Annotated in this window: 23 protein-coding genes; all 23 read left to right on the forward strand. The window is 65.3% G+C overall.

The genetic code is table 11. From position 1 onward, the window contains the following. The first annotated feature begins 18 nt into the window (after window positions 1–18). The 23 genes from AC1DFU_RS10535 (at window position 19) to ureC (ending at window position 22,784) form a co-directional block, all read left to right on the forward strand. The gene (locus tag AC1DFU_RS10535) at window positions 19–1,485 is read left to right on the forward strand and encodes an NADH-quinone oxidoreductase subunit M (RefSeq protein ID WP_441591982.1); all 1,467 of its coding nucleotides are present in this window, start codon (window positions 19–21) and stop codon (window positions 1,483–1,485) included. Window positions 1,486–1,506: 21 nt separating this feature from the next. Further along, window positions 1,507–2,982, forward strand: coding sequence for an NADH-quinone oxidoreductase subunit NuoN (gene nuoN / locus AC1DFU_RS10540; RefSeq protein ID WP_092292409.1), 1,476 nt, complete (start codon window positions 1,507–1,509; stop codon window positions 2,980–2,982). A gap of 28 nt (window positions 2,983–3,010) precedes the next feature. Continuing rightward, window positions 3,011–3,325 carry a DUF2818 family protein gene (locus AC1DFU_RS10545; protein WP_092292411.1) on the forward strand — a complete coding sequence of 105 codons (315 nt, stop codon included), beginning with the start codon at window positions 3,011–3,013 and terminating at the stop codon, window positions 3,323–3,325. A 44-nt stretch (window positions 3,326–3,369) separates the two neighbouring features. After that, window positions 3,370–4,011, forward strand: coding sequence for an NUDIX domain-containing protein (locus tag AC1DFU_RS10550; protein WP_441591984.1), 642 nt, complete (start codon window positions 3,370–3,372; stop codon window positions 4,009–4,011). Between the two features lie 205 nt (window positions 4,012–4,216). Next, complete coding sequence (locus AC1DFU_RS10555; protein ID WP_441591986.1) at window positions 4,217–4,687, forward strand: DUF1178 family protein; 471 nt, start codon at window positions 4,217–4,219, stop codon at window positions 4,685–4,687. Between the two features lie 96 nt (window positions 4,688–4,783). Then, window positions 4,784–5,986: an acyl-CoA dehydrogenase family protein gene (locus AC1DFU_RS10560; RefSeq protein WP_092292417.1), complete on the forward strand. Its 1,203-nt coding sequence runs from the start codon at window positions 4,784–4,786 to the stop codon at window positions 5,984–5,986. Between the two features lie 13 nt (window positions 5,987–5,999). Next, on the forward strand, window positions 6,000–7,118 hold the full coding sequence (locus AC1DFU_RS10565; protein WP_092292419.1) for an acyl-CoA dehydrogenase family protein: 1,119 nt from the start codon (window positions 6,000–6,002) through the stop codon (window positions 7,116–7,118). A gap of 79 nt (window positions 7,119–7,197) precedes the next feature. Continuing rightward, window positions 7,198–7,647 (forward strand): MaoC family dehydratase, encoded by a 450-nt coding sequence (locus tag AC1DFU_RS10570; protein ID WP_092292421.1) that lies wholly within the window; start codon window positions 7,198–7,200, stop codon window positions 7,645–7,647. 40 nt (window positions 7,648–7,687) lie between these two features. After that, window positions 7,688–8,161, forward strand: a complete 474-nt coding sequence (locus tag AC1DFU_RS10575; protein ID WP_092292423.1) for a MaoC family dehydratase — start codon at window positions 7,688–7,690, stop codon at window positions 8,159–8,161. Between the two features lie 615 nt (window positions 8,162–8,776). Then, entirely contained in the window at window positions 8,777–9,745 is a 969-nt protein-coding gene (cyoA, locus tag AC1DFU_RS10580; protein ID WP_092292425.1) for a ubiquinol oxidase subunit II, read from the forward strand. Window positions 9,746–9,753: 8 nt separating this feature from the next. After that, on the forward strand, window positions 9,754–11,727 hold the full coding sequence (cyoB, locus tag AC1DFU_RS10585) for a cytochrome o ubiquinol oxidase subunit I (RefSeq protein ID WP_092293285.1): 1,974 nt from the start codon (window positions 9,754–9,756) through the stop codon (window positions 11,725–11,727). A gap of 5 nt (window positions 11,728–11,732) precedes the next feature. Further along, window positions 11,733–12,383: a cytochrome o ubiquinol oxidase subunit III gene (gene cyoC, locus AC1DFU_RS10590; RefSeq protein WP_092292427.1), complete on the forward strand. Its 651-nt coding sequence runs from the start codon at window positions 11,733–11,735 to the stop codon at window positions 12,381–12,383. Next, window positions 12,383–12,730, forward strand: coding sequence for a cytochrome o ubiquinol oxidase subunit IV (gene cyoD, locus AC1DFU_RS10595; protein WP_092292429.1), 348 nt, complete (start codon window positions 12,383–12,385; stop codon window positions 12,728–12,730). Before cyoC ends, cyoD begins: the two co-directional genes overlap by 1 nt. A gap of 313 nt (window positions 12,731–13,043) precedes the next feature. Then, window positions 13,044–14,306, forward strand: a complete 1,263-nt coding sequence (urtA, locus tag AC1DFU_RS10600) for an urea ABC transporter substrate-binding protein (RefSeq protein WP_092292431.1) — start codon at window positions 13,044–13,046, stop codon at window positions 14,304–14,306. Window positions 14,307–14,423: 117 nt separating this feature from the next. Further along, a complete protein-coding gene (urtB, locus tag AC1DFU_RS10605) occupies window positions 14,424–16,067 on the forward strand; it encodes an urea ABC transporter permease subunit UrtB (protein WP_092292433.1) in 1,644 nt (547 codons plus the stop codon). 1 nt (window position 16,068) lies between these two features. After that, entirely contained in the window at window positions 16,069–17,286 is a 1,218-nt protein-coding gene (gene urtC / locus AC1DFU_RS10610) for an urea ABC transporter permease subunit UrtC (RefSeq protein ID WP_092292435.1), read from the forward strand. Continuing rightward, on the forward strand, window positions 17,283–18,152 hold the full coding sequence (gene urtD / locus AC1DFU_RS10615; protein ID WP_092292437.1) for an urea ABC transporter ATP-binding protein UrtD: 870 nt from the start codon (window positions 17,283–17,285) through the stop codon (window positions 18,150–18,152). Before urtC ends, urtD begins: the two co-directional genes overlap by 4 nt. Window positions 18,153–18,154: 2 nt before the next feature. Continuing rightward, window positions 18,155–18,847: an urea ABC transporter ATP-binding subunit UrtE gene (gene urtE / locus AC1DFU_RS10620; protein WP_441591991.1), complete on the forward strand. Its 693-nt coding sequence runs from the start codon at window positions 18,155–18,157 to the stop codon at window positions 18,845–18,847. 9 nt (window positions 18,848–18,856) lie between these two features. After that, on the forward strand, window positions 18,857–19,726 hold the full coding sequence (locus tag AC1DFU_RS10625) for an urease accessory protein UreD (RefSeq protein ID WP_441591993.1): 870 nt from the start codon (window positions 18,857–18,859) through the stop codon (window positions 19,724–19,726). Between the two features lie 33 nt (window positions 19,727–19,759). Beyond that, entirely contained in the window at window positions 19,760–20,062 is a 303-nt protein-coding gene (locus AC1DFU_RS10630) for an urease subunit gamma (RefSeq protein ID WP_092292443.1), read from the forward strand. 28 nt (window positions 20,063–20,090) lie between these two features. Then, on the forward strand, window positions 20,091–20,729 hold the full coding sequence (locus tag AC1DFU_RS10635; RefSeq protein WP_092292445.1) for a HupE/UreJ family protein: 639 nt from the start codon (window positions 20,091–20,093) through the stop codon (window positions 20,727–20,729). A 31-nt stretch (window positions 20,730–20,760) separates the two neighbouring features. Beyond that, window positions 20,761–21,066 (forward strand): urease subunit beta, encoded by a 306-nt coding sequence (locus AC1DFU_RS10640; protein WP_441591996.1) that lies wholly within the window; start codon window positions 20,761–20,763, stop codon window positions 21,064–21,066. After that, entirely contained in the window at window positions 21,066–22,784 is a 1,719-nt protein-coding gene (ureC, locus tag AC1DFU_RS10645) for an urease subunit alpha (RefSeq protein ID WP_441591998.1), read from the forward strand. The genes AC1DFU_RS10640 and ureC overlap by 1 nt, the downstream gene beginning before the upstream one ends. The last annotated feature ends 7 nt before the right edge of the window (window positions 22,785–22,791 follow it).

Below are 22,791 nucleotides of genomic sequence, written 5' to 3' on the forward strand. Positions count from 1 at the left end.
AGTAAGGAAAACAAAGAAATGGTTCTGTCTTTCGCAATCTGGCTGCCTATCTTCTTCGGCTTGCTGGTCCTCGCCTCGGGCTCTGATCGCAGCAAGTGCTACGTGCGCTGGATGTCGCTGTTCGGCGCGCTGGCCAGCTTCGTCGTTACGCTGCCGCTCGTGTTTCACTTCGAGACCGCCTCGGCGGCCATGCAGTTCGTCGAGAACGTGAACTGGATCGACCGCTTCAAGATCAACTACCACCTCGGGGTGGACGGGATCTCGATGTGGTTCGTCGTGCTGACCTCGTTCATCACCGTGATCGTCGTGATCTCGGCCTGGGAAGTGATTACCGAGCGCGTGGCCGAGTACATGGCCGCGTTCCTGATCCTGTCCGGGCTGATGGTCGGCGTGTTCTGCGCGCTCGACGGCATGCTGTTCTACGTGTTCTTCGAGGCCACGCTGATCCCGATGTACATCATCATTGGTGTCTGGGGCGGCCCGAACCGCGTCTACGCGGCCTTCAAGTTCTTCCTCTACACGCTGCTCGGCTCGCTGCTGACGCTGGTTGCGCTGCTGTATCTCTACAGCAAGACCGGTACCTTCGACATCCTGTCGTGGCACCAGGCCAAGCTGTCGATGAACGAGCAGATCGCGCTGTTCCTGGCGTTCTTCATGGCCTTCGCGGTCAAGGTGCCGATGTGGCCGGTCCACACCTGGCTGCCGGACGCCCACGTGGAAGCGCCGACCGGCGGTTCCGTGGTGCTGGCCGCGATCATGCTGAAGCTGGGTGCTTACGGCTTCCTGCGGTTCTCGCTGCCGATCGCCCCGGATGCCAGCCACACGCTCGCCCCGTTCATCATCACGATCTCGCTGATCGCGGTGATCTACATCGGCCTCGTGGCGCTGGTCCAGGCCGACATGAAGAAGCTGGTGGCCTACTCGTCGATCGCCCACATGGGTTTCGTGACGCTGGGCTTCTTCATCTTCAACGACATCGGCGTGGAAGGCGGCATCATCCAGATGATCTCGCACGGCTTTATCTCGGGCGCCATGTTCCTGTGCATCGGCGTGCTCTATGATCGCGTGCACTCGCGCCAGATCGCCGACTACGGCGGTGTGGTGAACACGATGCCGAAGTTCGCAGCGCTGTCGGTGTTCTTCGCCATGGCCAACTGCGGCCTGCCGGCCACCTCGGGCTTCGTGGGCGAGTTCATGGTCATCCTGGGCGCCGTGAAGTACAACTTCTGGATCGGCCTGCTGGCTGCCACGGCCCTGATCCTCGGCGCGGCGTACTCGCTGTGGATGGTCAAGCGCGTGATCTTTGGCGACATCGTGCACCAGCACGTGCGCGAGCTGATCGACCTGAACAAGCGCGAGTTTTTCATGCTGGGCCTGCTGGCCATCATGACGCTGTACATGGGCCTGTACCCGAAACCCTTTACCGATGTGATGCACGCGTCGGTCGCGAACCTGCTGTCCCACGTGGCGCAGTCCAAGCTGTAACAGCGGGGGAGAGAAATCAACATGCAACCGTCTTCTAGCCTGGCTCCGGTGGCGCCAATCATCTTCCTGGCGATTGCCGTCGCGGCGATCAACTGGATCGACCTTGCCCGTGGCAAGGGCAGCAAGAGCGTGGCGTACCCGCTGTCGCTGCTGACCACTCTGGTGCTTACCGTCTGGTTCGGCATGGACGCCGCCGCCGGCGAAACGCACTACGCCTTCGCCAACCTCGTCGTGATCGACCCGATGGCCAATGTGCTGTCGGCGTTCTGCTCGGCCGGCATGTTCCTGACGCTGGTCTATACGCGCAGCTACCTCGGCGAGCGTGACATGTTCGCGGGCGAGTTCTACATGCTCGCGCTGTTCACGCTGGGCGGGCAGATCGTCATGATCACCGGCAACAACTTCCTGACCCTGTACCTGGGCCTGGAACTGCTGTCGCTGTCGTCCTATGCGCTGGTGGCCCTGCGCCGCGAGTCGCGCGTGACGTCGGAATCGGCAATGAAGTACTTCGTGCTGGGCGCGCTGGCTTCGGGCTTCCTGCTCTACGGCGTGTCGATGATGTACGGCGCCACCGGTTCGCTGAATCTGGGCGAAGTGTTCCGTGCCGTGGAATCGGGCCGTATCAATACGACGATGCTGGCCTTCGGCGTGGTGTTCATCGTCGCCGGCCTGTCGTTCAAGCTCGGCGCCGCGCCGTTCCATATGTGGATTCCGGACATCTACCAGGGTTCGCCGACTGCCGTGACGCTGCTGATCGCGGCCGGCCCGAAGGTCGCCGCCTTCGCGCTGTTCATGCGCGTGCTGGTGGAAGGCCTGCTGCCGCTGGCCAATGACTGGCAGATGATGCTGGTCGTGCTGTCGGTGCTGTCGCTGGCGATCGGTAACCTGACCGCCATTGTCCAGACCAACCTGAAGCGGATGCTGGCGTACTCGACCATCTCGCACATGGGCTTCATCCTGCTGGGCCTGCTGTCCGGCGTGGTGGCGAACAAGACGGATGGTGCCGCCGATGCGTATAGCGCATCGATGTTCTACTCGGTGACGTACATGCTGACCACGCTCGGCACGTTCGGCCTGATCCTGATCCGCACCCGCAAGGGCTTCGAAGCCGAGACGCTTGATGACCTGAAGGGCATGTCGCGCCGCCACCCGTGGTTCGCGCTGCTGATGCTGGTGATGATGTTCTCGATGAGCGGCATCCCGCCGACCGTTGGCTTCTACGCCAAGCTGGCCGTGCTGGAAGCGGTGGTTTCGGCTGGCATGAGCTGGCTGGCGATCGTCGCGGTGCTGTTCTCGTTGATCGGCGCGTTCTACTACCTGCGCGTGATCAAGCTGATGTACTTCGATGCGCCGGTGGGTGAAGAGCCGCTGGAAGCGTCGATTGGCCTGCGCTCGGTGCTGAGCCTGAATGGCCTGGCCATCATCCTGCTGGGCCTGTTCCCGGCGGCGCTGATGAACCTGTGCTACCAGGCGATCCGCGCCACGCTGGCGTCCTGATCGTCACCCATAGAATAGGCACCGGATCATGAGTTCCTCGGCGGGCGGCTGGTTTGTCATCTTGTTGGCACTGGTGTGTGCCAACCTGCCGTTCGTCAACCAGCGCCTGTTCGCGGCGGTGGGCCTCCGCTGGAAGGATGCCCGCAAGCCGCTGTGGGTGCGGGTGGCGGAACTGATCGTGTGGTACGCGGTGGCAGGTGCCGCCGGTTTCGCGGTGGAGGCTGGCCTCGGCAACGCCTTCCCGCAGGGCTGGCAGTTCTACGCCATTACGGCTTGCATGATGCTGGTGTTCGCCTTCCCCGGCTTCACTTGGCAATACCTGGTCAAACATCGCACGGCCTGAAGGCTTGCCCGCGCCCCGGCCGTGCTTTCCTCACCGGAGCGTTCATGACGGACAAGACCCACAAGGCCCCCCCGGCGCCCGCAAGCGGTGCCGACGAGCATCTCAGCGAAACCTGCGTGGCGTCCGCCACCCTCCATCGCGGTAAATTCCTCACCCTCAAGCAAGACATCGTCAGGCTGCCGGACGGCAAGCAAGCCGGCCGCGAGTACGTGCTGCATCCGGGCGCGGTCATGATGATCCCGCTGTTCGACGACGGCACCGTGCTGATGGAACGCCAGTTCCGCTACCCGGTGGGCGAGGTCATGCTCGAGTTTCCGGCCGGCAAGCTGGACCCGGACGAGGGCGCGCTGCGCTGCGGCCAGCGCGAGTTGCTGGAGGAGACCGGCTATACCGCCCAGCGCTGGGACTATCTGACGCGGATTCACCCGGTCATTTCCTACTCTACCGAATTCATCGACCTGTTCCTGGCGCGCGACCTGACGTCCGGCGAATCCAAGCTCGATGACGGCGAATTTCTCGAGACCTTCATCACGCCGGCGGGCCAGGTCATCGACTGGGTCCGGCAGGGCCGGATCACCGACGTCAAGACCATCATCGGCGCGTTCTGGCTCGAAAAGATCCTCTCAGGAACTTGGCAGCCGGGCGAACAATCCGAGCCGCCGTTCCCCGTCAGCCGCGTCGGCTGAATCTGCACATTACTGTTAAGCTTGCGGCGGCTGCGAGCCGGACATCCCGGGGTTTTCCCTTGGTTTTCCTGGTCTGGCGGGCCCGCCTTGGCCGTTTGTGTTTCCAACGCATCCTGCTAGGCGAAACGGTCAGAGAAAAAATTAGCACGACCGTTCACAAAATTTCGATTCACGGCTAATATTTGCCCGACGGGCTGGAAAGATCATGAAGGTGCTCGACCTGCGCTGTGCGCAAGACCATCGTTTCGAGGGCTGGTTCGCCTCGGAGGAAGATGCGCAATCGCAGTTCTCGCGCGACCTCGTCCAATGCCCGGTCTGTGGCGACCACGCGGTCAGTCGTTTGCCGAGCGCGCCGCGCCTGAATCTCTCGGGCGCCATCGCCAGGCAGGAGACACCCAAGCCGGCCAATGCGCCGGGCGCGGTGAATGCCGAAGTCCAGCAAGCGTTGCAGGCAGTGCAGGCGCGCTACCTGTCGGCGGTACGGCAGGTGCTGGCACAGACCGAGGACGTGGGCGACCGCTTTGCCGAGGAGGCGCGGCGCATGCACTACGACGAAGCACCGGAACGCGGCATTCGCGGTTCGGCTTCGGCGGAGGATGTGCAGGCGCTGGCCGAGGAGGGCATCGAGACCTTTCCGCTCATCGTGCCGGACGCATTGAAGCAGACGGCCCACTGAACAAGCATCCTGTGCCCGGTTTTCCCGCGCAGTGATGCGCAGGGATAACAACTCGCCGCGCGCTCAACTAGGGAGCCGGCACCACTGGAGACGGGCATGGATCTCAACTACTCGGCGGCCGACAACGACTTCCGACAGGAAGTGCGTAGCTGGCTCGAAGCCAACCTGCCGGCGCAAATCAGCGAGAAGGTTCTCAATCATCGCCGCCCCAATCGCGATGATTTCAAGACGTGGCACAAGCTGCTGGCCGGCAAGGGCTGGTCGGCCCCGCACTGGCCGGTAGAGTTCGGCGGCACGGGCTGGAATGCTACGCAGCGCCATATCTGGGACGAGGAAAATGCCCGCGTCGGCGCGCCCGGCGTGCTGCCGTTCGGCGTGGCGATGGTCGCGCCCGTGATCATCAAGTACGGCAATGCCGAGCAGAAGTCCTACTATCTGCCGCGTATTCTCGATTGCACCGACTGGTGGTGCCAAGGCTACTCCGAGCCAGGTTCAGGTTCGGACCTCGCATCGCTGAAGACGCGCGCCGAACTGACCTCGGACGGCAAGCACTACATCGTCAACGGCCAGAAGACCTGGACCACGCTCGGCCAGCACGCCGACATGATCTTCTGCCTGGTCCGCACGGATCCCGAAGCCAAGAAGCAGGAGGGCATCTCCTTCCTGCTGATCGACATGAAGACGCCCGGCATCACCGTGCGCCCGATCATCATGCTCGACGAAGAGCATGAGGTGAACGAGGTCTTCTTCGACAACGTAAAGGTACCTGTCGAGAACCGCGTGGGCGAGGAAAACCGCGGCTGGACCTACGCCAAGTACCTGCTCGGCCATGAGCGCACCGGCATTGCCCGCGTGGGCAACTCCAAGCGCGAACTGGGCTTCCTGAAGCGGGTGGCGCGCCAGCAGCAAAAGAATGGCAAGCCGCTGCTGGAAGATCCGGTGTTCGGCGCCAAGGTAGCTGCGCTCGAAATCGAACTGATGGCGCTGGAGTTGACCGTGCTGCGCGTGGTGTCCAGCGAGGCGGCAGGGAAGGGTCCCGGCCCTGAGGCATCGATGCTCAAGATCAAGGGCACCGAGATCCAGCAGATGCTGACCGAACTGATGGTGGAAGCCGTCGGCCCGTACGCACAGCCGTTCGATACGGCCTACCTCGAGTGCGAGCAGCCGCACGCGGTGACCGGTTTCGACGACGCCGCGCCGCTGGCCGCGTACTACTTCAACTATCGCAAGACCTCCATCTACGGCGGGTCCAACGAAATTCAGAAGAACATCATCAGCCAGATGATTCTGGGGCTGTGAGGAGACACGCAACATGAACTTCAATCTCAGCGACGAACAGAAGCAACTGGCCGACGCCGTCCGCCGCTTCATCGACAAGAGCTACGACTTCGAGTCGCGCAAGAAAAACATCAAGGCCGAGGCTGGTTACGGCGAGGGCACCTGGGGCGCGCTGGTCGAACTGGGCCTGACCGCGCTGCCGGTGCCGGAAGCGCAGGGCGGCTTCTCGGGCACGGCCGTCGACATGATGGTGGTGCAGCAGGAACTGGGCCGCGGCCTGGTGGTGGAGCCGTACTTCGCCACCGTGGTGGCTGCGCATGCGCTGAAGCTGGCTGGCGGCCAGGACGCCCTGCTTGAGCAGGTAGCCGGTGGCGAGGTCAAGCTGGCCACGGCGTTCAACGAGCCGCAGTCGCGCTACACGCTGAATGATGTGCGCGTGACGGCCAAGGGCGGCAAGCTCAACGGCCGCAAGGTGGTGGTGATCCACGGTGCGCAGGCCGACAAGCTCGTGGTGTCCGCCCGCACCAGCGGCGCCGATGCCGACACGAACGGCATCTCGCTGTTCCTGGTCGATACGAAGGGCGCCGGCGTGACCGTGACCGACTACCGCACCATCGACAACCTGCGCGCTGCCGACGTGGCCTTCCAGGACGCCCCGGCCACGCTGCTGGGTGCCGAAGGGCAGGGCTGGGACGTGCTCGAATCTACCGCCGACTACGGCGCGGTGCTGCTCTGCGCCGAAGCCGTGGGCGTGATCGACACGCTGAACGCCGCCACGCTCGAATACGCCAAGACGCGCCAGCAGTTCGGCATGCCGATCGCCCGCTTCCAGGCGCTCCAGCACCGCATGGTCGAGATGTTCATCCATGCCGAGCAGGCCCGTTCGATCACGCTGCTGGCTGCGGCCCGCTTCGAGGAGTCGAATCCCGAGGCGCGCCGCCGCTACGTGTCCGCCGCCAAGGCGCGCGTGGGGCAGGCCGCTCGCACGGTTGGCCAGGAAGCGGTGCAGATCCACGGTGGCATGGGCGTGACGGACGAACTGCCGGCCGCGCACATGTTCAAGCGCCTGACGCTGATCAACACCACGTTTGGCGATGTGGACCATCACCTGGGTCGCTTCGCCAGCCAGCCGGGTTTCCAGGCAGCCGCCTGAGGCCCCCGCAGTACAGAAACCGCGCCCGTTGTCCCCGGCGCGGTTTTTTGCTTCTGGTTACGCCATCTACGGAGCGAACATGTCAAAGATGTATTTCGAGGATTACCAGGTCGGCGGCGAGCACCCGCTGGGCAGCTACACGGTCACCGAGGCGGAGATCGTGGCATTTGCCAGCCAGTACGACCCCCAGCCGTTCCATATCGACAAGGACGCGGCCGCCAAGAGCATCTACGGCGGGCTGATCTCGAGCGGTTGGATGACCTGCGCGATCATGATGAAGCTGCTGGTGAAGTCCATGGGCGACCGGAGCAGCAGCATGGGCTCGCCGGGCGTGGACGAGATCCGCTGGATCAAGCCCGTCTATGCTGGCGATACGCTGACGGTCGTGCTGAAGGTGCTGGAGACGCGGCCGTCCTCGTCCAAGCCGGACCGCGGCGTGGTGCTGACCCAGTGGCAGGCCACCAACCAGCATGGCGAGCTGGTTTGCACGGTCAAGGGCATGGGCATGTACGGCCGGCGGCCGGCATAATACGAACCCCGAATCGAGACGACGCAAGAGAGGAGACACCATGCGCACCATCGCATCGCTGGAAGAGCTGGAGGGCCTGCAAGGCCAGGAAGTGGCCGTCAGCGACTGGACCGAGATTACGCAGCAGCAGGTCAACCTGTTTGCCGAAGCCACTGGCGACCATCAGTGGATCCACGTCGACGTGGAGCGCGCCAAGCGCGAGTCCCCGTTCGGCGCCCCGGTTGCCCATGGCTTCCTGACGCTGTCGCTGCTGCCGCAGTTCATGCAGAACGCCATCCATATGGAGGGCGTCAAGATGGGCGTCAACTACGGCCTGAACCGGGTGCGATTCACTTCGCCGGTGCCGGTGGGCAGCCGCCTGCGCGCCCGCGTGAAGCTGCTCAAGGTCGAGCGGCTCGACCCGACGCCCAACGGCCTGATCGGCGCCCAGTCCACCTGGGAGGTGACGGTCGAGCGGGAGGGCAGCGATCGCCCGGTCTGCGTGGCAGAATCGATTAGCCGACGCTACTCCTGAGCGCCAGCCAGTTCCGATCTGAATCGGAAAACGACGAGGGCCGCTAGAACGCGGCCCTCGTCGTTTGTCCAGCGGAATCGTCGAAAAACGATCCATCACGACATGACTGTTTCCTGCGCGCGACACTTTCGGGCGGCCGATGTCATTGTCCGATTTTCCGAACAGTGTTTCCGCACCCCGTGGGTTTACCCCTAATGTTGCGTTGCGGTACAGTCGCGCCCACGATGCTTTATGTTATGCGATATCCGCTCGAAGACCGTGCCCGCTGCGCTGGCGGGGTGGTCGAAACCGGTGGAAATCGCGTGAGCGTCGTGACACAACGCTCGTCCCGGCGGCAGTCTTGAGCCGGGATCGATCGCAGTTCAGGCAGTCGGTTACCTCAGCGCACGCACCGCCCCCTCCGGCATCCCGCGCACGCAGTCGTCAGTTGCTGTCCAGCCGCGTTCATGGCGTTGCCCGGCCGCATGGTCCGCAGGCGCTTGCATCGCCAGTCCCGCAACGCCAGCTTTGGACACGTCCTCCGGTTTTTCCCAGCCCAGCCAGCCAGTTGCCCCGTGCAGCGGATGGCGGTGCCGCGCCTGCATGTCGGGAGCGGCCCAACCAGACCGTCGTGACATGAAAAAACCCATAATGCCGCGCTGGACGCGGTTCCTGCCTAGCCTTGGCTTGCTGTTGCTGGCCGGCTGCAACATGACGCTGCTCGACCCGAAGGGTCAGGTCGGTGTCGACATCAAGGGCATCATCCTGATCGCCACCTGGCTCATGCTGCTGGTGGTGGTGCCGGTGATCGTCCTGACGCTGGTCTTCGCCTGGAAGTACCGCGCCACGAACACGGCTGCCCGGTACGAGCCGGACTGGTCGCACTCGACCAAGATCGAAGTGGTGGTCTGGCTGATCCCCTGCATCATCATCGCGGTGCTGGGCTACATCACCTGGAAGTCGTCGCACGACCTGGACCCCTACAAGCCGCTGGAATCGAACGTCAAGCCGATCACGGTGGAAGCGGTCGCGCTGAACTGGAAATGGCTGTTCATCTATCCGGAACTGAAGATCGCCACGGTCAACCAGCTGGCGCTCCCGGTGGGTACCCCGGTGAACTTCAAGATCACCTCGGATTCGATCATGAATTCGTTCTTCATCCCCCAGCTGGGCAGCCAGGTGTATGCCATGGCCGGGATGGAGACCAAGCTGCACCTCATCGCCAACGAAGCCGGCACGTATGACGGCATGTCCGCCAACTACAGCGGCGGCGGCTTCTCGGGCATGAAATTCAAGGCCATTGCGATGTCGAACTTCGACTTCGACGCGTGGGTGGCCCAGGTGCGCGCTTCTGACCGCCAACTCGCTGCCGCGGACTACAAGGTCCTGGCCAAGCCGAGCGAAGCGGAACCTGTTGCCCTCTACGGCAAGGTCGAAGACGGCCTGTACACCGGCATCCTGCATCAGTACATGGGCGCCGACGGCCGCGCCATGGCCCGCGAGGGCTTCGATGGCGGCCCGGTCTGCACGTCGCGTAACACGCTCGGCGAAGAGCGGGTGTCCATGACCACGCCGGCCAAGCCGGCGCTGGGCGCGCAATCCTAGGAGCAATGATGTTTGGCAAATTGAGTTTGTCGGCGATTCCGTTTCATGAGCCGATCATCATGATCACACTGAGCTGCGTGGCCCTGGGCGGGCTGGCGCTGCTCGGTGGGATTACGTACTTCAAGAAGTGGAACTACCTGTGGAGCGAGTGGATTACGTCCGTCGACCACAAAAAGATCGGCGTGATGTATTCGCTGGTGGCGCTGATCATGCTGCTGCGCGGCTTTGCCGACGCGGTCATGATGCGTACCCAGCTGGCGCTGGCCACCAACGGCGACCCCGGCATCCTGCCCCCTGAGCACTACGACCAGATCTTCACCGCCCACGGCGTGATCATGATCTTCTTCGTGGCCATGCCGCTGATGACGGGCCTGATGAACCTCGTGGTGCCGCTGCAGATCGGCGCGCGCGACGTGGCGTTCCCGTTCCTGAACACGCTGAGCTTCTGGCTGTTCGTGGCCGGCGCGATGCTGGTCAACGTGTCCCTGGGGGTTGGTGAATTCGCACGTACCGGCTGGCTGGCGTATCCGCCGCTGTCGGGCATCGACTACAGCCCTGGCGTAGGGGTGGATTACTACCTCTGGTCCTTGCAGATATCAGGCTTGGGCACGCTGCTGACCGGCGTGAACTTCCTCGTGACCATCCTCAAGATGCGCGCCCCGGGCATGACCCTGATGCGCATGCCGGTGTTCACCTGGACCGTGCTGTGCACCAACGTGCTGATCGTGGCCGCCTTCCCGGTGCTGACGGTGTCGCTGGCGCTGCTGGGCCTGGACCGCTACTTCGGCATGCACTTCTTCACGAACGACGGTGGCGGCAACGCCATGATGTACGTGAACCTGATCTGGATCTGGGGCCACCCCGAGGTGTACATCCTGATCCTGCCGGCGTTCGGCATCTTCTCGGAAATCATCTCGACGTTCTCGGGCAAGAAGCTGTTCGGCTACAAGGGCATGGTCTACGCGACGGCCGCGATCATGGTGCTGTCGTTCCTGGTCTGGCTGCACCACTTCTTCACGATGGGCTCCGGCGCCAACGTGAATGCCTTCTTCGGCATCACCACGATGATCATCTCCATCCCGACCGGGGTGAAGATCTTCAACTGGCTGTTCACGATGTACCGTGGCCGCGTGCAGCTGACGTCGCCGGTGCTGTGGACGCTGGGCTTCATGGTCACCTTCGTGATCGGTGGCATGACCGGCGTGCTGATGGCCGTGCCGGCCGCCGACTTCGTGCTGCATAACAGCCTGTTCCTGATTGCCCACTTCCACAACGTGATCATCGGTGGCGTGCTGTTCGGCTACCTGGCCGGCGTGACCTACTGGTGGCCGAAGGCGTTCGGCTTCAAGCTGGACGAGCGTCTGGGCAAGTGCGCGTTCTGGTGCTGGCTGGTTGGCTTCTACTTCGCGTTCATGCCGCTGTACGTGCTGGGCCTGATGGGCATGACCCGCCGCCTGAACCATACCGACAACCCGGCCTGGACCCCGTTCCTGTACGCGGCCGTGATCGGCGTGGTGTTCATCGCCATGGGTATCGGCTTCCAGGTGCTGCAGATCGTCGTGTCGATCCGCAACCGCAAGGCGCTGGCGGACGTCACGGGCGATCCCTGGGGTGGCCGTACGCTGGAGTGGGCCACGTCGTCGCCGCCCGCGTTCTACAACTTCGCGCACACCCCGGTGGTGCGTGACCTGGACGCGTTTGCCGACATGAAGGCCCGTGGCGAGACCATCCGCACGGACGGCTACGAGCAGATCCACATGCCGAAGAACACCGCTGCAGGCTTCTACATGGGTGCCTTCAGCCTCGCGCTGGGCTTCGCGCTGACCTGGCATATCTGGTGGCTTGCCGCCGTGGGCCTGGTTGGCATGGTGGTGGCGTTCATCCGCCGCGCCAACGACGACCATATCGATTACTACGTGCCGGCCAAGCAGGTCGAGCAGATCGAAACGCTGCACCAGCAGCGCATCGCTACGCAGGGCTGATCATCATGTCGACTGAAGTTCTAGACCGTTTTGGGGCGCAAGCCCCCGCCCACGGCCACGCGCACGATGCCGCGCATGACCACGACCACGCCCATCACGACACCAGCGAGAACACCGTCTTTGGTTTCTGGCTGTACCTGATGAGCGACTGCATCTTGTTCGCGTGCCTGTTCGCCGCCTACGCCGTGCTGCGCGGCGAAGTGGCGGGCGGCCCGTCGGGCAAGGAGCTGTTCGAGCTCAACTTCGTGCTGGTCGAGACGTTCATCCTGCTGTTCTCGTCGATCACGTACGGCTTCGCGATGATCTCGCTGCAGAACCGCAGCAAGGGTCGCGTGCTGATCTGGCTGGGCGTGACGTTCCTGCTGGGCGCCGCGTTCATGTCGATGGAAATCTATGAGTTCCATCACCTGATCCACGAAGGCGCCGGCCCGGGCCGCAGCGCGTTCCTGTCGTCGTTCTTCACGCTCGTGGGCACCCACGGCCTGCACGTGGCCAGCGGCATGGTCTGGATGCTCGTGCTGATGTGGCAGCTGAACAAGAAGGGCATGACCCCGACGATGGAAAAGCGCCTGAACTGCCTGAGCCTGTTCTGGCACTTCTTGGACATCGTCTGGATCGGCGTCTTCACCGTCGTCTACCTGATGGGAGCACTGTAATGGCACAACAACATGCAACGGCCGCCCACGGCGAGTCGCACGGCCACAGCAGCGTCAAGTCGTATGTGATCGGCTTCGTGCTGGCCGTGATCCTGACGGTGATCCCGTTCAAGATCGTGATGGACGGCACGATGGACCGCGGCACCATCCTCTGGATCATCCTCGGCATGGCCGTGGTCCAGATCGTGGTCCACCTGAAGTACTTCCTCCACATGGATGGCTCCAAGGGCCAGCGCTGGAACGTCATGGCGTTCCTGTTCACGCTGCTGATCCTGTTCATCGTGCTGGCCGGTTCGCTCTGGATCATGCACAACATGAATGCCAACATGATGCCGATGATGAAGTAAGCATCGTCAGGCATGCAGCGAAGACGGGGCCCTCGGGCCCCGTTTTTTATTGTCGGCGGTGCGCGATGCACTGTCGCCGGCCCGGATCCTGCACTGATTTGCGGCCATGCACGATGCCGGTGCGGGAGTTGGCGCGCCCCCGCCGGCCCCGGTGACCCGATTGGCACCGGATTGGTGCGACGGGATCACCCGCCGTGACGTTTTCTCCCACCTTTGATCGTTCCCGGCCCGGCAGTCCATGGCACGCTAGTTGCAGAAGGATCACCCGGGGTGCGTAGAGTCCCTGACCACATACGACAAACTGGGAGCTGCAATGAAACGACGTGACATGCTGAAGCTGTCGGCGGTAGCCGCCGCGGCAATGATCGGTACCAGCCCGCTGCTGGCGCAGTCGAAGGATCCGATCAAGGTCGGCATCCTGCATTCGCTGTCGGGCACGATGGCCATCTCCGAGACCTCGCTCAAGGACGTGGCGCTGATGACCATCGACGAGATCAACAAGAGCGGCGGCGTGCTGGGCCGCAAGCTCGAGCCGGTGGTGGTGGACCCCGCCTCCAACTGGCCGCTGTTCGCCGAGAAGGCGCGCCAACTGGTCACGCAGGACAAGGTCGCCGTCACGTTTGGCTGCTGGACCTCGGTATCGCGCAAGTCCGTGCTCCCGGTCTACGAGGAACTGAACTCGCTGCTGTTCTACCCGGTGCAGTACGAGGGCGAGGAAATGTCGAAGAACGTGTTCTACACCGGCGCCGCGCCTAACCAGCAGGCCATCCCGGCTGTGGAATACCTGATGAGCAAGGAAGGCGGTGGCGCCAAGCGCTTCTTCCTGCTCGGCACCGATTACGTGTACCCACGCACGACCAACAAGATCCTGCGCGCGTTCCTGAAGAGCAAGGGCGTGGCCGACAAGGACATCGAGGAGGTCTACACCCCGTTCGGCCATAGCGACTATCAGACCATCGTCGCCAACATCAAGAAGTTCTCGCAGGGCGGCAAGACGGCCGTGATCTCGACGATCAATGGCGACTCCAACGTGCCGTTCTACAAGGAACTGGGCAACGCTGGCCTGAAGGCCAAGGACGTGCCGGTGGTGGCCTTCTCCGTGGGCGAGGAAGAACTGCGCGGCATCGACACCAAGCCGCTGGTCGGCCATCTGGCCGCCTGGAACTACTTCATGTCGGTGAAGAACCCCGAGAACGACGCGTTCAAGAAGCAATGGGCGGCATGGGTCAAGGCCAACAACCTGCCCGGCGGCGACAAGCGCGTGACCAACGACCCGATGGAAGCCACCTACGTCGGCATCCATATGTGGGCGCAGGCGGTCAAGAAGGCCGGCACCACCGATCCGGACAAGGTGCGCCAGGCCATGTACGGCCAGACCTTCAAGTCGCCGGACGGCTTCACGCTGACCATGGGCGAGAACCACCACCTGTACAAGCCGGTGATGATCGGCGAAGTGAAGGGCGACGGCCAGTTCTCCGTGGTGTGGAAGACGGCGAAGCCGGTGCGCGCGCAGCCGTGGAGCCCGTTCATCGCGGGTAACGAAGGCAAGCCGGACAAGGTTGTCGCCGGCCGCTGATCTCCAGCGTACCCATGGTGTTTTGCCCCTCTCCCTTGGGAGAGGGGAGCCCTCCCTCGGTCGTTCCACGCATAAAAGACGCGAACCATCGGGCCATATCAGACGCCAGCCAGCCCTATGCACCGATCTCCATTCCCGTCCGCCTTGCCGTGGCTGCGCGCCATGCTGGCTGCGCTGTTGCTGGCCGCCGCGCCGCTGTGGGCGGCACCGCTCACGCAGGCTGATCTCAAGCCGCTGGTCGAAGACGACTTCGACGCCAAGACTGCCGCGCTCGCCGCGCTGACCCAGGCGCCGCCCGAGCAGGCCGGCCCGATCCTGCGCGCGCTCCAGGACGATGCACTCCAATTTGCGCCATCGGTGGGCATGGTGCGCCAGGATGGCGACAAGACCGTCGATGCCATCACTGGCAAGCCGGTGACCGTGAAGGCCGATGAACTCGAGTCCCTCACGCTGAACAACAGCCTGCGGGCCATCGTCGATAGCGCCGCGAGCAGCCTCCTGCTGCAGTCGCCGGACATCGCGGTGCGTACGCAGGCCATCAACACCTTGTCCGATCAACCCGAGAGCGCCTCGCGCGAAGTCGTGGAAGCGGCCCGCAAGGCCGAGGCCGATGCCGGCCTGCGCGCCCGGCTCGACGTGATCTGGGCCAACACCGTACTGGCGCAGGGCACCGACGCCACGCGCGACGCGCGGCTGGAAGCCATCCGCATCCTCGGCCAGGACAGCAATCCGCAGATCCGCCAGAAGCTGACGCCGCTGGTGGAGCGCGATGAAGCGGGCAAGTTCAAGGAGCCCGACGCCGACGTGCGCGCCGCCGCCCAGCAGGCCATCGACAAGATGCGTGGCGAGCAAGGCCGCGCCGAGCTGCTCGGCAACCTGTTCGCCGGCCTGAGCCTCGGCAGTGTGCTGCTGCTGGCCGCGCTGGGCCTGGCCATCACCTACGGGCTGATCGGCGTCATCAACATGGCGCACGGCGAGTTCCTGATGATCGGCGCCTACGCCACCTACGTGGTGCAGACGCTGTTCCGCGCCTATGCGCCGAATGCGTTCGATTGGTACCTGCTGGCGGCGCTGCCGGCGTCGTTCCTGGCAGCGGGTGTCGTCGGCTTCGCCATCGAGCGGATCGTGCTGCGCCACCTGTACGGCCGCCCGCTCGAGACGCTGCTGGCCACGTTCGGTATCAGCCTGCTGCTGATGCAGGCCGTGCGCACCATCTTCGGCGCCCAGAACGTGGAGGTAGCCAACCCCAACTGGATGAGCGGCGGCGTCACGGCGATGGCCGGCCTCGTGATTCCGTACAACCGCATCGTCATCATCGCCTTCGCGCTGGCCGTGGTGGCCGTGGCGTGGGCGGTGCTGAATCGCACGCGGCTCGGCCTGTTCGTGCGCGCCACCACGCAGAACCGCACCATGGCGGCCTGTGTGGGCGTGCGCACGTGGAAGGTGGATAGCTACGCCTTCGCCTTCGGTGCCGGCATCGCCGGGCTGGGCGGCTGCGCGCTGTCCCAGATCGGCAACGTAGGGCCGGACCTCGGGCAGGCCTACATCATCGATTCGTTCATGGTGGTGGTGCTCGGCGGCGTGGGCCAGCTGGCCGGCACCATCGTCGGCGCCTTCGGGCTCGGCCTCATCAACAAGTTCATCGAGCCGTTCTACGGCGCGGTGCTGGCCAAGATCTTCGTCCTGGTGCTGATCGTGCTGTTTATCCAGAAACGCCCGCAGGGCCTGTTCGCGCTCAAAGGGCGCAGCGCGGAGGCATGACATGCGTAGCTTTCAATCGAAATCCTCGAACGGGGCGCCGTTCCGCCTCTCGGTTCCCGAGCGCCAGCCGCTCTTCTCGCGCAAGGTGTGGCTGGCGCTGGTCATCCTCACGCTGGTGGTCGCGGTCGGCGTGCCGATCTGCGCGCTGGTGATTCCGGAGGGCCACCCGCTTCACCTGTCGGCCTACGCGCTGACGCTGATCGGCAAGATCATGTGCTTCGCGCTGGCGGCCATTGCGCTGGACCTGGTGTGGGGCTACTGCGGCATCCTGAGCCTCGGCCACGGCCTGTTCTTCGCGCTGGGCGGCTATGCGATGGGCATGTACCTGATGCGGTCGATCGGCCGCGAAGGCGTGTACAAGAGCGACCTGCCCGACTTCATGGTGTTCCTCGACTGGAAGGAGCTGCCCTGGTTCTGGCACGGCACCGAGCACCTGCCGTACGCGCTGCTGCTGGTGGTGCTGGTGCCGGGCGTGCTGGCGTGGCTGTTCGGCTTCTTCGCCTTCCGCTCGCGCATCAAGGGCGTGTACCTTTCGATCATCACGCAGGCCATGACCTACGCGGCGATGCTGCTGTTCTTCCGCAACGAGACCGGCTTCGGCGGCAACAACGGCTTCACGGACTTCAAGCGCATCGCCGGCTACGCCGTGGCCGCGCCGGAAACCCGCGCCGCGCTGTTCGTGCTGACCTTCCTGGCGCTGCTGGCCGGGTTCGTGGCGTGCCGCTATATCGTCACGTCCAAGCTGGGCCGGGTGGTCACCGCCGTGCGGGATGCCGAGATGCGCGTGATGTTCTCCGGCTACAACCCGCTCGGCTACAAGCTGTTCGTCTGGACCTTCTCGGCCGTGCTGTGCGGGATTGCCGGCGCGCTTTACGTGCCGCAGGTGGGCATCATCAACCCCGGCGAGATGTCGCCAGCCAACTCCATCGAGATGGCGGTCTGGGTGGCCGTGGGCGGCCGCGGTACGCTGATCGGGCCGATCGTCGGCGCCTTCCTGGTCAACGGCGCCAAGACCATGTTCACGGCCTACTTCGCCGAATACTGGTTGTTCCTGCTCGGCGCGATGTTCGTGCTCGTGACGCTGTATCTGCCCGATGGCGTGGTGGGCCTGTGGCGCCGCCTGCGTGGCAAGCGCACGGCCGCCCAGAAGATCCAGGCGGCCACGGGCGAGCCGGTGAACCCGGCCGCCGTGACACCGCAACAAGGGAGCGAAGCATGAACGCGGCCACTTCGCAACAAGGTGCAAAACACGGCGCGGATCAGGCGGAGAGCGGCGACGCCACCGGCCTGGGCCGCGTGCTGGAGCCCGGCGTCATCGACACCTCGCACGGTCCCATCCTCTACCTGGAGGACCTGACCGTGCAGTTCGACGGCTTCCGCGCCCTGAACAAGCTGTCGCTGTCCATCGATCACGGCGAGCTGCGCTGCGTGATCGGCCCGAACGGCGCTGGCAAGACCACGATGATGGACGTCATCACCGGCAAGACCGGCCCGCGCAACGCCAACGTCAGCGGGCGCGTCTTCCTCGGGCAGTCCATCGATCTGATGCGGATGACCGAGCCGCGCATCGCGCAGGTCGGTATCGGCCGCAAGTTCCAGAAGCCCACGGTCTTCGAGCAGCACGAGGTCTGGGAGAACCTGGAACTGGCGATGAAGGCGGACAAGCGCTGGTGGTCGTCGCTGCGCGCGCGGCTGACCGGCGAGGGCCATCGCCGCATCGAGGAAACGCTGGCGCTGACCGGGCTCGAAGACGAGGCGTATCGCCCGGCCGGCCTGCTGTCCCACGGCCAGAAGCAGCGGCTCGAAATCGGCATGTTGCTGATGCAGCAACCGCAACTGCTGCTGCTCGATGAACCCGTGGCCGGCATGACGGACGAAGAGACGATGCAACTGGCCGGCCTGCTGAACAGCCTGCGCGGCAGTTGCTCGATGATGGTCGTGGAGCACGACATGGAATTCGTGGCGGCGCTGGCCGGCGAGTCCGGCAAGGTTTCGGTGCTGGCCGAAGGCAGCCTGCTGGCCGAAGGCACGCTAGACGCCGTGAAGCGCGACGAGCGCGTGATCGAGTCCTATCTGGGAAGGTAACCATGCTGCAGGTCAATGCACTGAACCAGTTCTACGGCGGCAGCCACATCCTGCGCGACATCTCGTTCGAGGTGCCGAAGGGCAAGCTGACCACGCTGCTCGGCCGCAACGGCGTGGGCAAGAGCACGCTGCTCAAATGCCTGATGGGCGTGGTGCCCACGCGCAGCGGCCACATCAGCTGGGAGGGCAAGGCCCTCGAGAAGAAGGCCCCGTACGAGCGCGTCTCGGCCGGGCTCGCCTACGTGCCGCAGGGCCGCGAGATCTTCCCGCGCCTGACCGTCGAGGAAAACCTGCTGATCGGCGCCGCCAGCCGCGCGCGCCCGAACGGCGTGCCGGACCGGATCTACCAGCTCTTCCCGGTGCTGCGCACCATGCGTTCGCGCCGCGGCGGCGATCTCTCCGGCGGCCAGCAGCAGCAACTGGCCATCGGCCGGGCGCTGATGAGCGAGCCGCAGCTGCTGATCCTCGACGAGCCCACCGAAGGCATCCAGCCGTCCATCATCCAGGACATCGGCCGCGCGCTGCGCCTGCTGGTGGACGAGTTCGGCATGACGGTGCTGCTGGTGGAGCAGTACTACGAATTCGCCCGCCATCTGGCCGATCACTACGTCGTGATGAGCCGGGGCGAGGTGGTGGCCCGGGGCGAGGGCGCCACGATGGAACAGGATGGTGTGCGGGAGCTGATCGCGGTGTAATCTTCGCCCATGCGTCACCCCGATTTCCCCTCCCAACTCGCCATGCCTGCCTGGCATGCCAGCCTGCGCCTGCGCTTTGCCGCGCGCGCGGGCCGCACGGCCTTGGTCGAACGCCGCCATCAGGGGCCGCTGCTGGTGCAGAAGCCGCTGTATCCCGAGGGCGGCATCTGCCACGTGGTGGTGCTGCATCCGCCCGCCGGTGTGGCTGGTGGCGACCGGCTCGACATCGACATCGCCGTGGAAGCCGGCGCCCATGCCGTGCTGGCCACGCCGGGCGCCACCAAATGGTACAAGTCGCTCGGCCGCGAGGCCGCCCAGCAGGTGCGCATCGAGGTGGCCGACGGCGCCCGGCTGGACTGGCTGCCGCAAGAGAACATCGTGTTCGACGATGCACGCGCCCGCATCGCCACGGACGTCGTCGTGGCGCCCACCGGCAGCGCCATCGGCTGGGATGCCGTGGTGCTGGGCCGGCAGGCCTCGGGCGAACGCTGGTCGAGCGGCGCGCTGTGGCTGGACACCCGCGTGGCCGGCCCCGACCGCGCGCTGTGGATCGAGCAATCGCAGGTCGATGCCACCTCGCCGCTGCGCCCCGCCGTGGCGGGCATGGACGGCCTGCACATCCTCGGCACGCTCTGGGCGGTGGGGCAGGGCGCCACGCCGGCGCTGGCCGAAACCCTGGCTGAACAATTACCCTATGTCCCGGACCTGCGCGCCGGCGTAACCTGCCTCGCCGGGTCTGCAGGGCAGTCCATGCTGCTGCTGCGCGTGCTCGGGCGCGACATGGAAGCCGTGCGGCGCGTGATGACCGGCGCCTGGTCCACGCTGCGCGCGCCGATCCATGGCGTGGCGGCCCGGCCGCTGCGCCTCTGGGCCACCTGACAACAAGACAAGCAAAGAACGAGGAACAGAACGATGGAACTGACGCCGCGCGAGAAGGACAAGCTGCTGATCTTCACCGCCGCCCTGCTGGCCGAGCGCCGCCGCGCACGCGGGCTCAAGCTCAACTACCCCGAGGCGGTGGCCCTGATCACCGCCGCGATCATGGAAGGCGCGCGCGACGGCCGCACCGTGGCCGACCTGATGCACGAGGGCACCACCGTGCTGACCCGCGACGACGTCATGGACGGCGTGGCCGAACTGATCCCCGAGATCCAGGTCGAGGCCACCTTCCCGGACGGCACCAAGCTCGTCACCGTGCACCATCCCATCGTCTGACACCCAATTCCACAACAAGAGAGCAACCATGCACCGATTCCTCCATCGCGCCGCCACCGGCGCCGTGCTGACCCTGGCCACCGCCTCCGCCTTCGCCCACCCCGGTCATGACGCCGGCACCGTGGGCGCCAGCCTCTGGGCCGGCGTGCTGCACCCGTTCACCGGCGCCGACCACCTGCTGGCGATGGCGGCCGTGGGCGTGTGGAGCGCGCTCGCCACGAATTCGCGCGGCGCCTTCGGGCAAGGCGCGCCGGCCAAGGCCGACCTGCTGCGCCTGCCGCTGGCCTTCGTCGCCATGATGCTGGTGGGCGCGGCGCTGGGCCTTGCCGGCGTGACGCTGCCGGCCGTGGAGCCGATGATCGCGGTGTCGCTGCTGGTGATCGGCCTGCTGGTGGCCGTGCGGGCGCGGCTGTCGGCCATGGCCGGGATGGCCATCGTCGGCGGCTTCGCGCTGTTCCACGGCTACGCGCACGGCGCCGAGCTGCCGGCCACGGCCGGGGCGATGCCGGCGGTGCTGGCCTATGTGGGCGGCTTCGCCGTGGCGACGATGGCGCTGCACGGCCTGGGCATCGGTGCGGGCCTGTTCCTGCGCCGCCATGCGGGCTGGCTCGCCCGCGTGGCCGGGGCTGGCGTGGCGCTGTACGGCGCCGGCCTGCTGGTCGCCTGAGCGGCGGACGTCACGATCAAGGAGCCTTGCGATGATTCCCGGTGAACTGATGCCGCTCGACGGCGAAATCGAACTGAACGCGGGCCGCGCCACGGTGAGCGTCACGGTGGCCAACACCGGCGACCGCCCCGTGCAGGTGGGTTCGCACTTCCACTTCTACGAAACCAACGCCGCGCTCGACTTCGACCGCGAGGCCGCGCGCGGCTTCCGGCTCGACATCGCGGCAGGCACGGCGGTGCGCTTCGAGCCCGGCCAGTCGCGCACGGTGCAACTGGTGGCGCTCGACGGCGACCGCATCGTCTACGGCTTCAACGGCAAGATCATGGGAGCGCTGTAATGAGCGTGAAAATTTCCAGGCAGGCCTATGCCGAGATGTTCGGCCCCACCACCGGCGACCGCCTGCGGCTGGCCGACACCGGGCTGGTGATCGAAGTCGAACGTGACTACACGATCTACGGCGAGGAAGTGAAGTTCGGCGGCGGCAAGGTGATCCGCGACGGCATGGGTCAGAGCCAGCGCATGGCCAAGGACTGCGTCGACACCGTCATCACCAATGCGCTGATCGTGGACCACTGGGGCATCGTCAAGGCCGACATCGGCCTCAAGCACGGCCGCATTGCGTCGATCGGCAAGGCCGGCAACCCGGACATCCAGCCCGGCGTGACCATCGTCGTGGGACCGGGGACGGAGGTCATCGCGGGCGAGGGCATGATCGTCACCGCCGGCGGCATCGACAGCCACATCCACTTCATCTGCCCGCAGCAGATCGAGGAAGCGCTGATGAGCGGCGTGACGACGATGATCGGCGGCGGCACCGGCCCGGCCACGGGCACCTTCGCCACCACCGTCACGCCGGGGCCGTGGTACATGGAGCGCATGCTCCAGGCGGCCGATGCCTACCCGATGAATATCGGCTTCCTGGGCAAGGGCAACGCCAGCCAGCCCGGGCCGCTGACCGAGCAGGTCGAGGCGGGCGCCATCGGCCTGAAGCTGCACGAGGACTGGGGCACCACGCCGCAGGCCATCGACACCTGCCTGACCGTGGCCGACGCCACCGACACCCAGGTGGCCATCCACACGGACACGCTCAACGAGGGCGGCTTCGTCGAGGCCACCATCGCCGCCTTCAAGGGCCGCACGATCCACACCTACCATACCGAGGGCGCCGGCGGCGGCCACGCGCCGGACATCATCAAGGTCTGCGGCGAGGCCAACGTGCTGCCGTCGTCGACCAATCCCACGCGCCCGTACACCGTCAACACGCTGGACGAGCACCTGGACATGCTGATGGTGTGCCATCACCTGGATCCGGCGATTGCCGAGGATATCGCCTTCGCGGAGTCGCGCATCCGCCGCGAGACCATCGCGGCCGAGGACATCCTGCACGACCTGGGCGCGTTCTCGATGATTTCGAGCGATTCGCAGGCCATGGGGCGCGTGGGCGAGGTCATCATCCGCACCTGGCAGACCGCGCACAAGATGGCGGCGCAGCGCGGCAAGCTGCCCGGCGATCCGCACGACGCGCGCGGCGGCCACGACAACTTCCGCGTGAAGCGCTACATCGCCAAGTACACGATCAACCCGGCGCTGACGCATGGCATCGCGCACGAGGTGGGCTCGATCGAGGTCGGCAAATGGGCGGACCTGGTGCTGTGGAAGCCGGCCTTCTTCGGCGTGAAGCCGAGCCTGATCCTGAAGGGCGGGATGATCGCGGCGGCGGCGATGGGCGACCCCAACGCGTCGATCCCCACGCCCCAGCCGGTGCACTATCGGCCGATGTTCGCCTCGGCGGGCGGGGCGCTGCCGCGCTCGTCGCTGACCTTCGTGTCGCAGGTGGCGCTGGCGGCGGACGTGGGCGGGCGCTACGGGCTGGCCAAGACGCTGACGGCGGTGCGCGGCACGCGCACGGTGAGCAAGCGCGATATGGTCCACAATGACTGGCAACCGAACGTCACCGTGGACCCGGAAACCTACCAGGTGGTGGCCGACGGCCAACTGCTGATGTGCGAACCCGCCACCGTGCTGCCCATGGCGCAGCGCTATTTCCTGTTCTGACGGCCCC

It is taken from the genome of Cupriavidus sp. 10L45 (assembly GCF_056395225.1).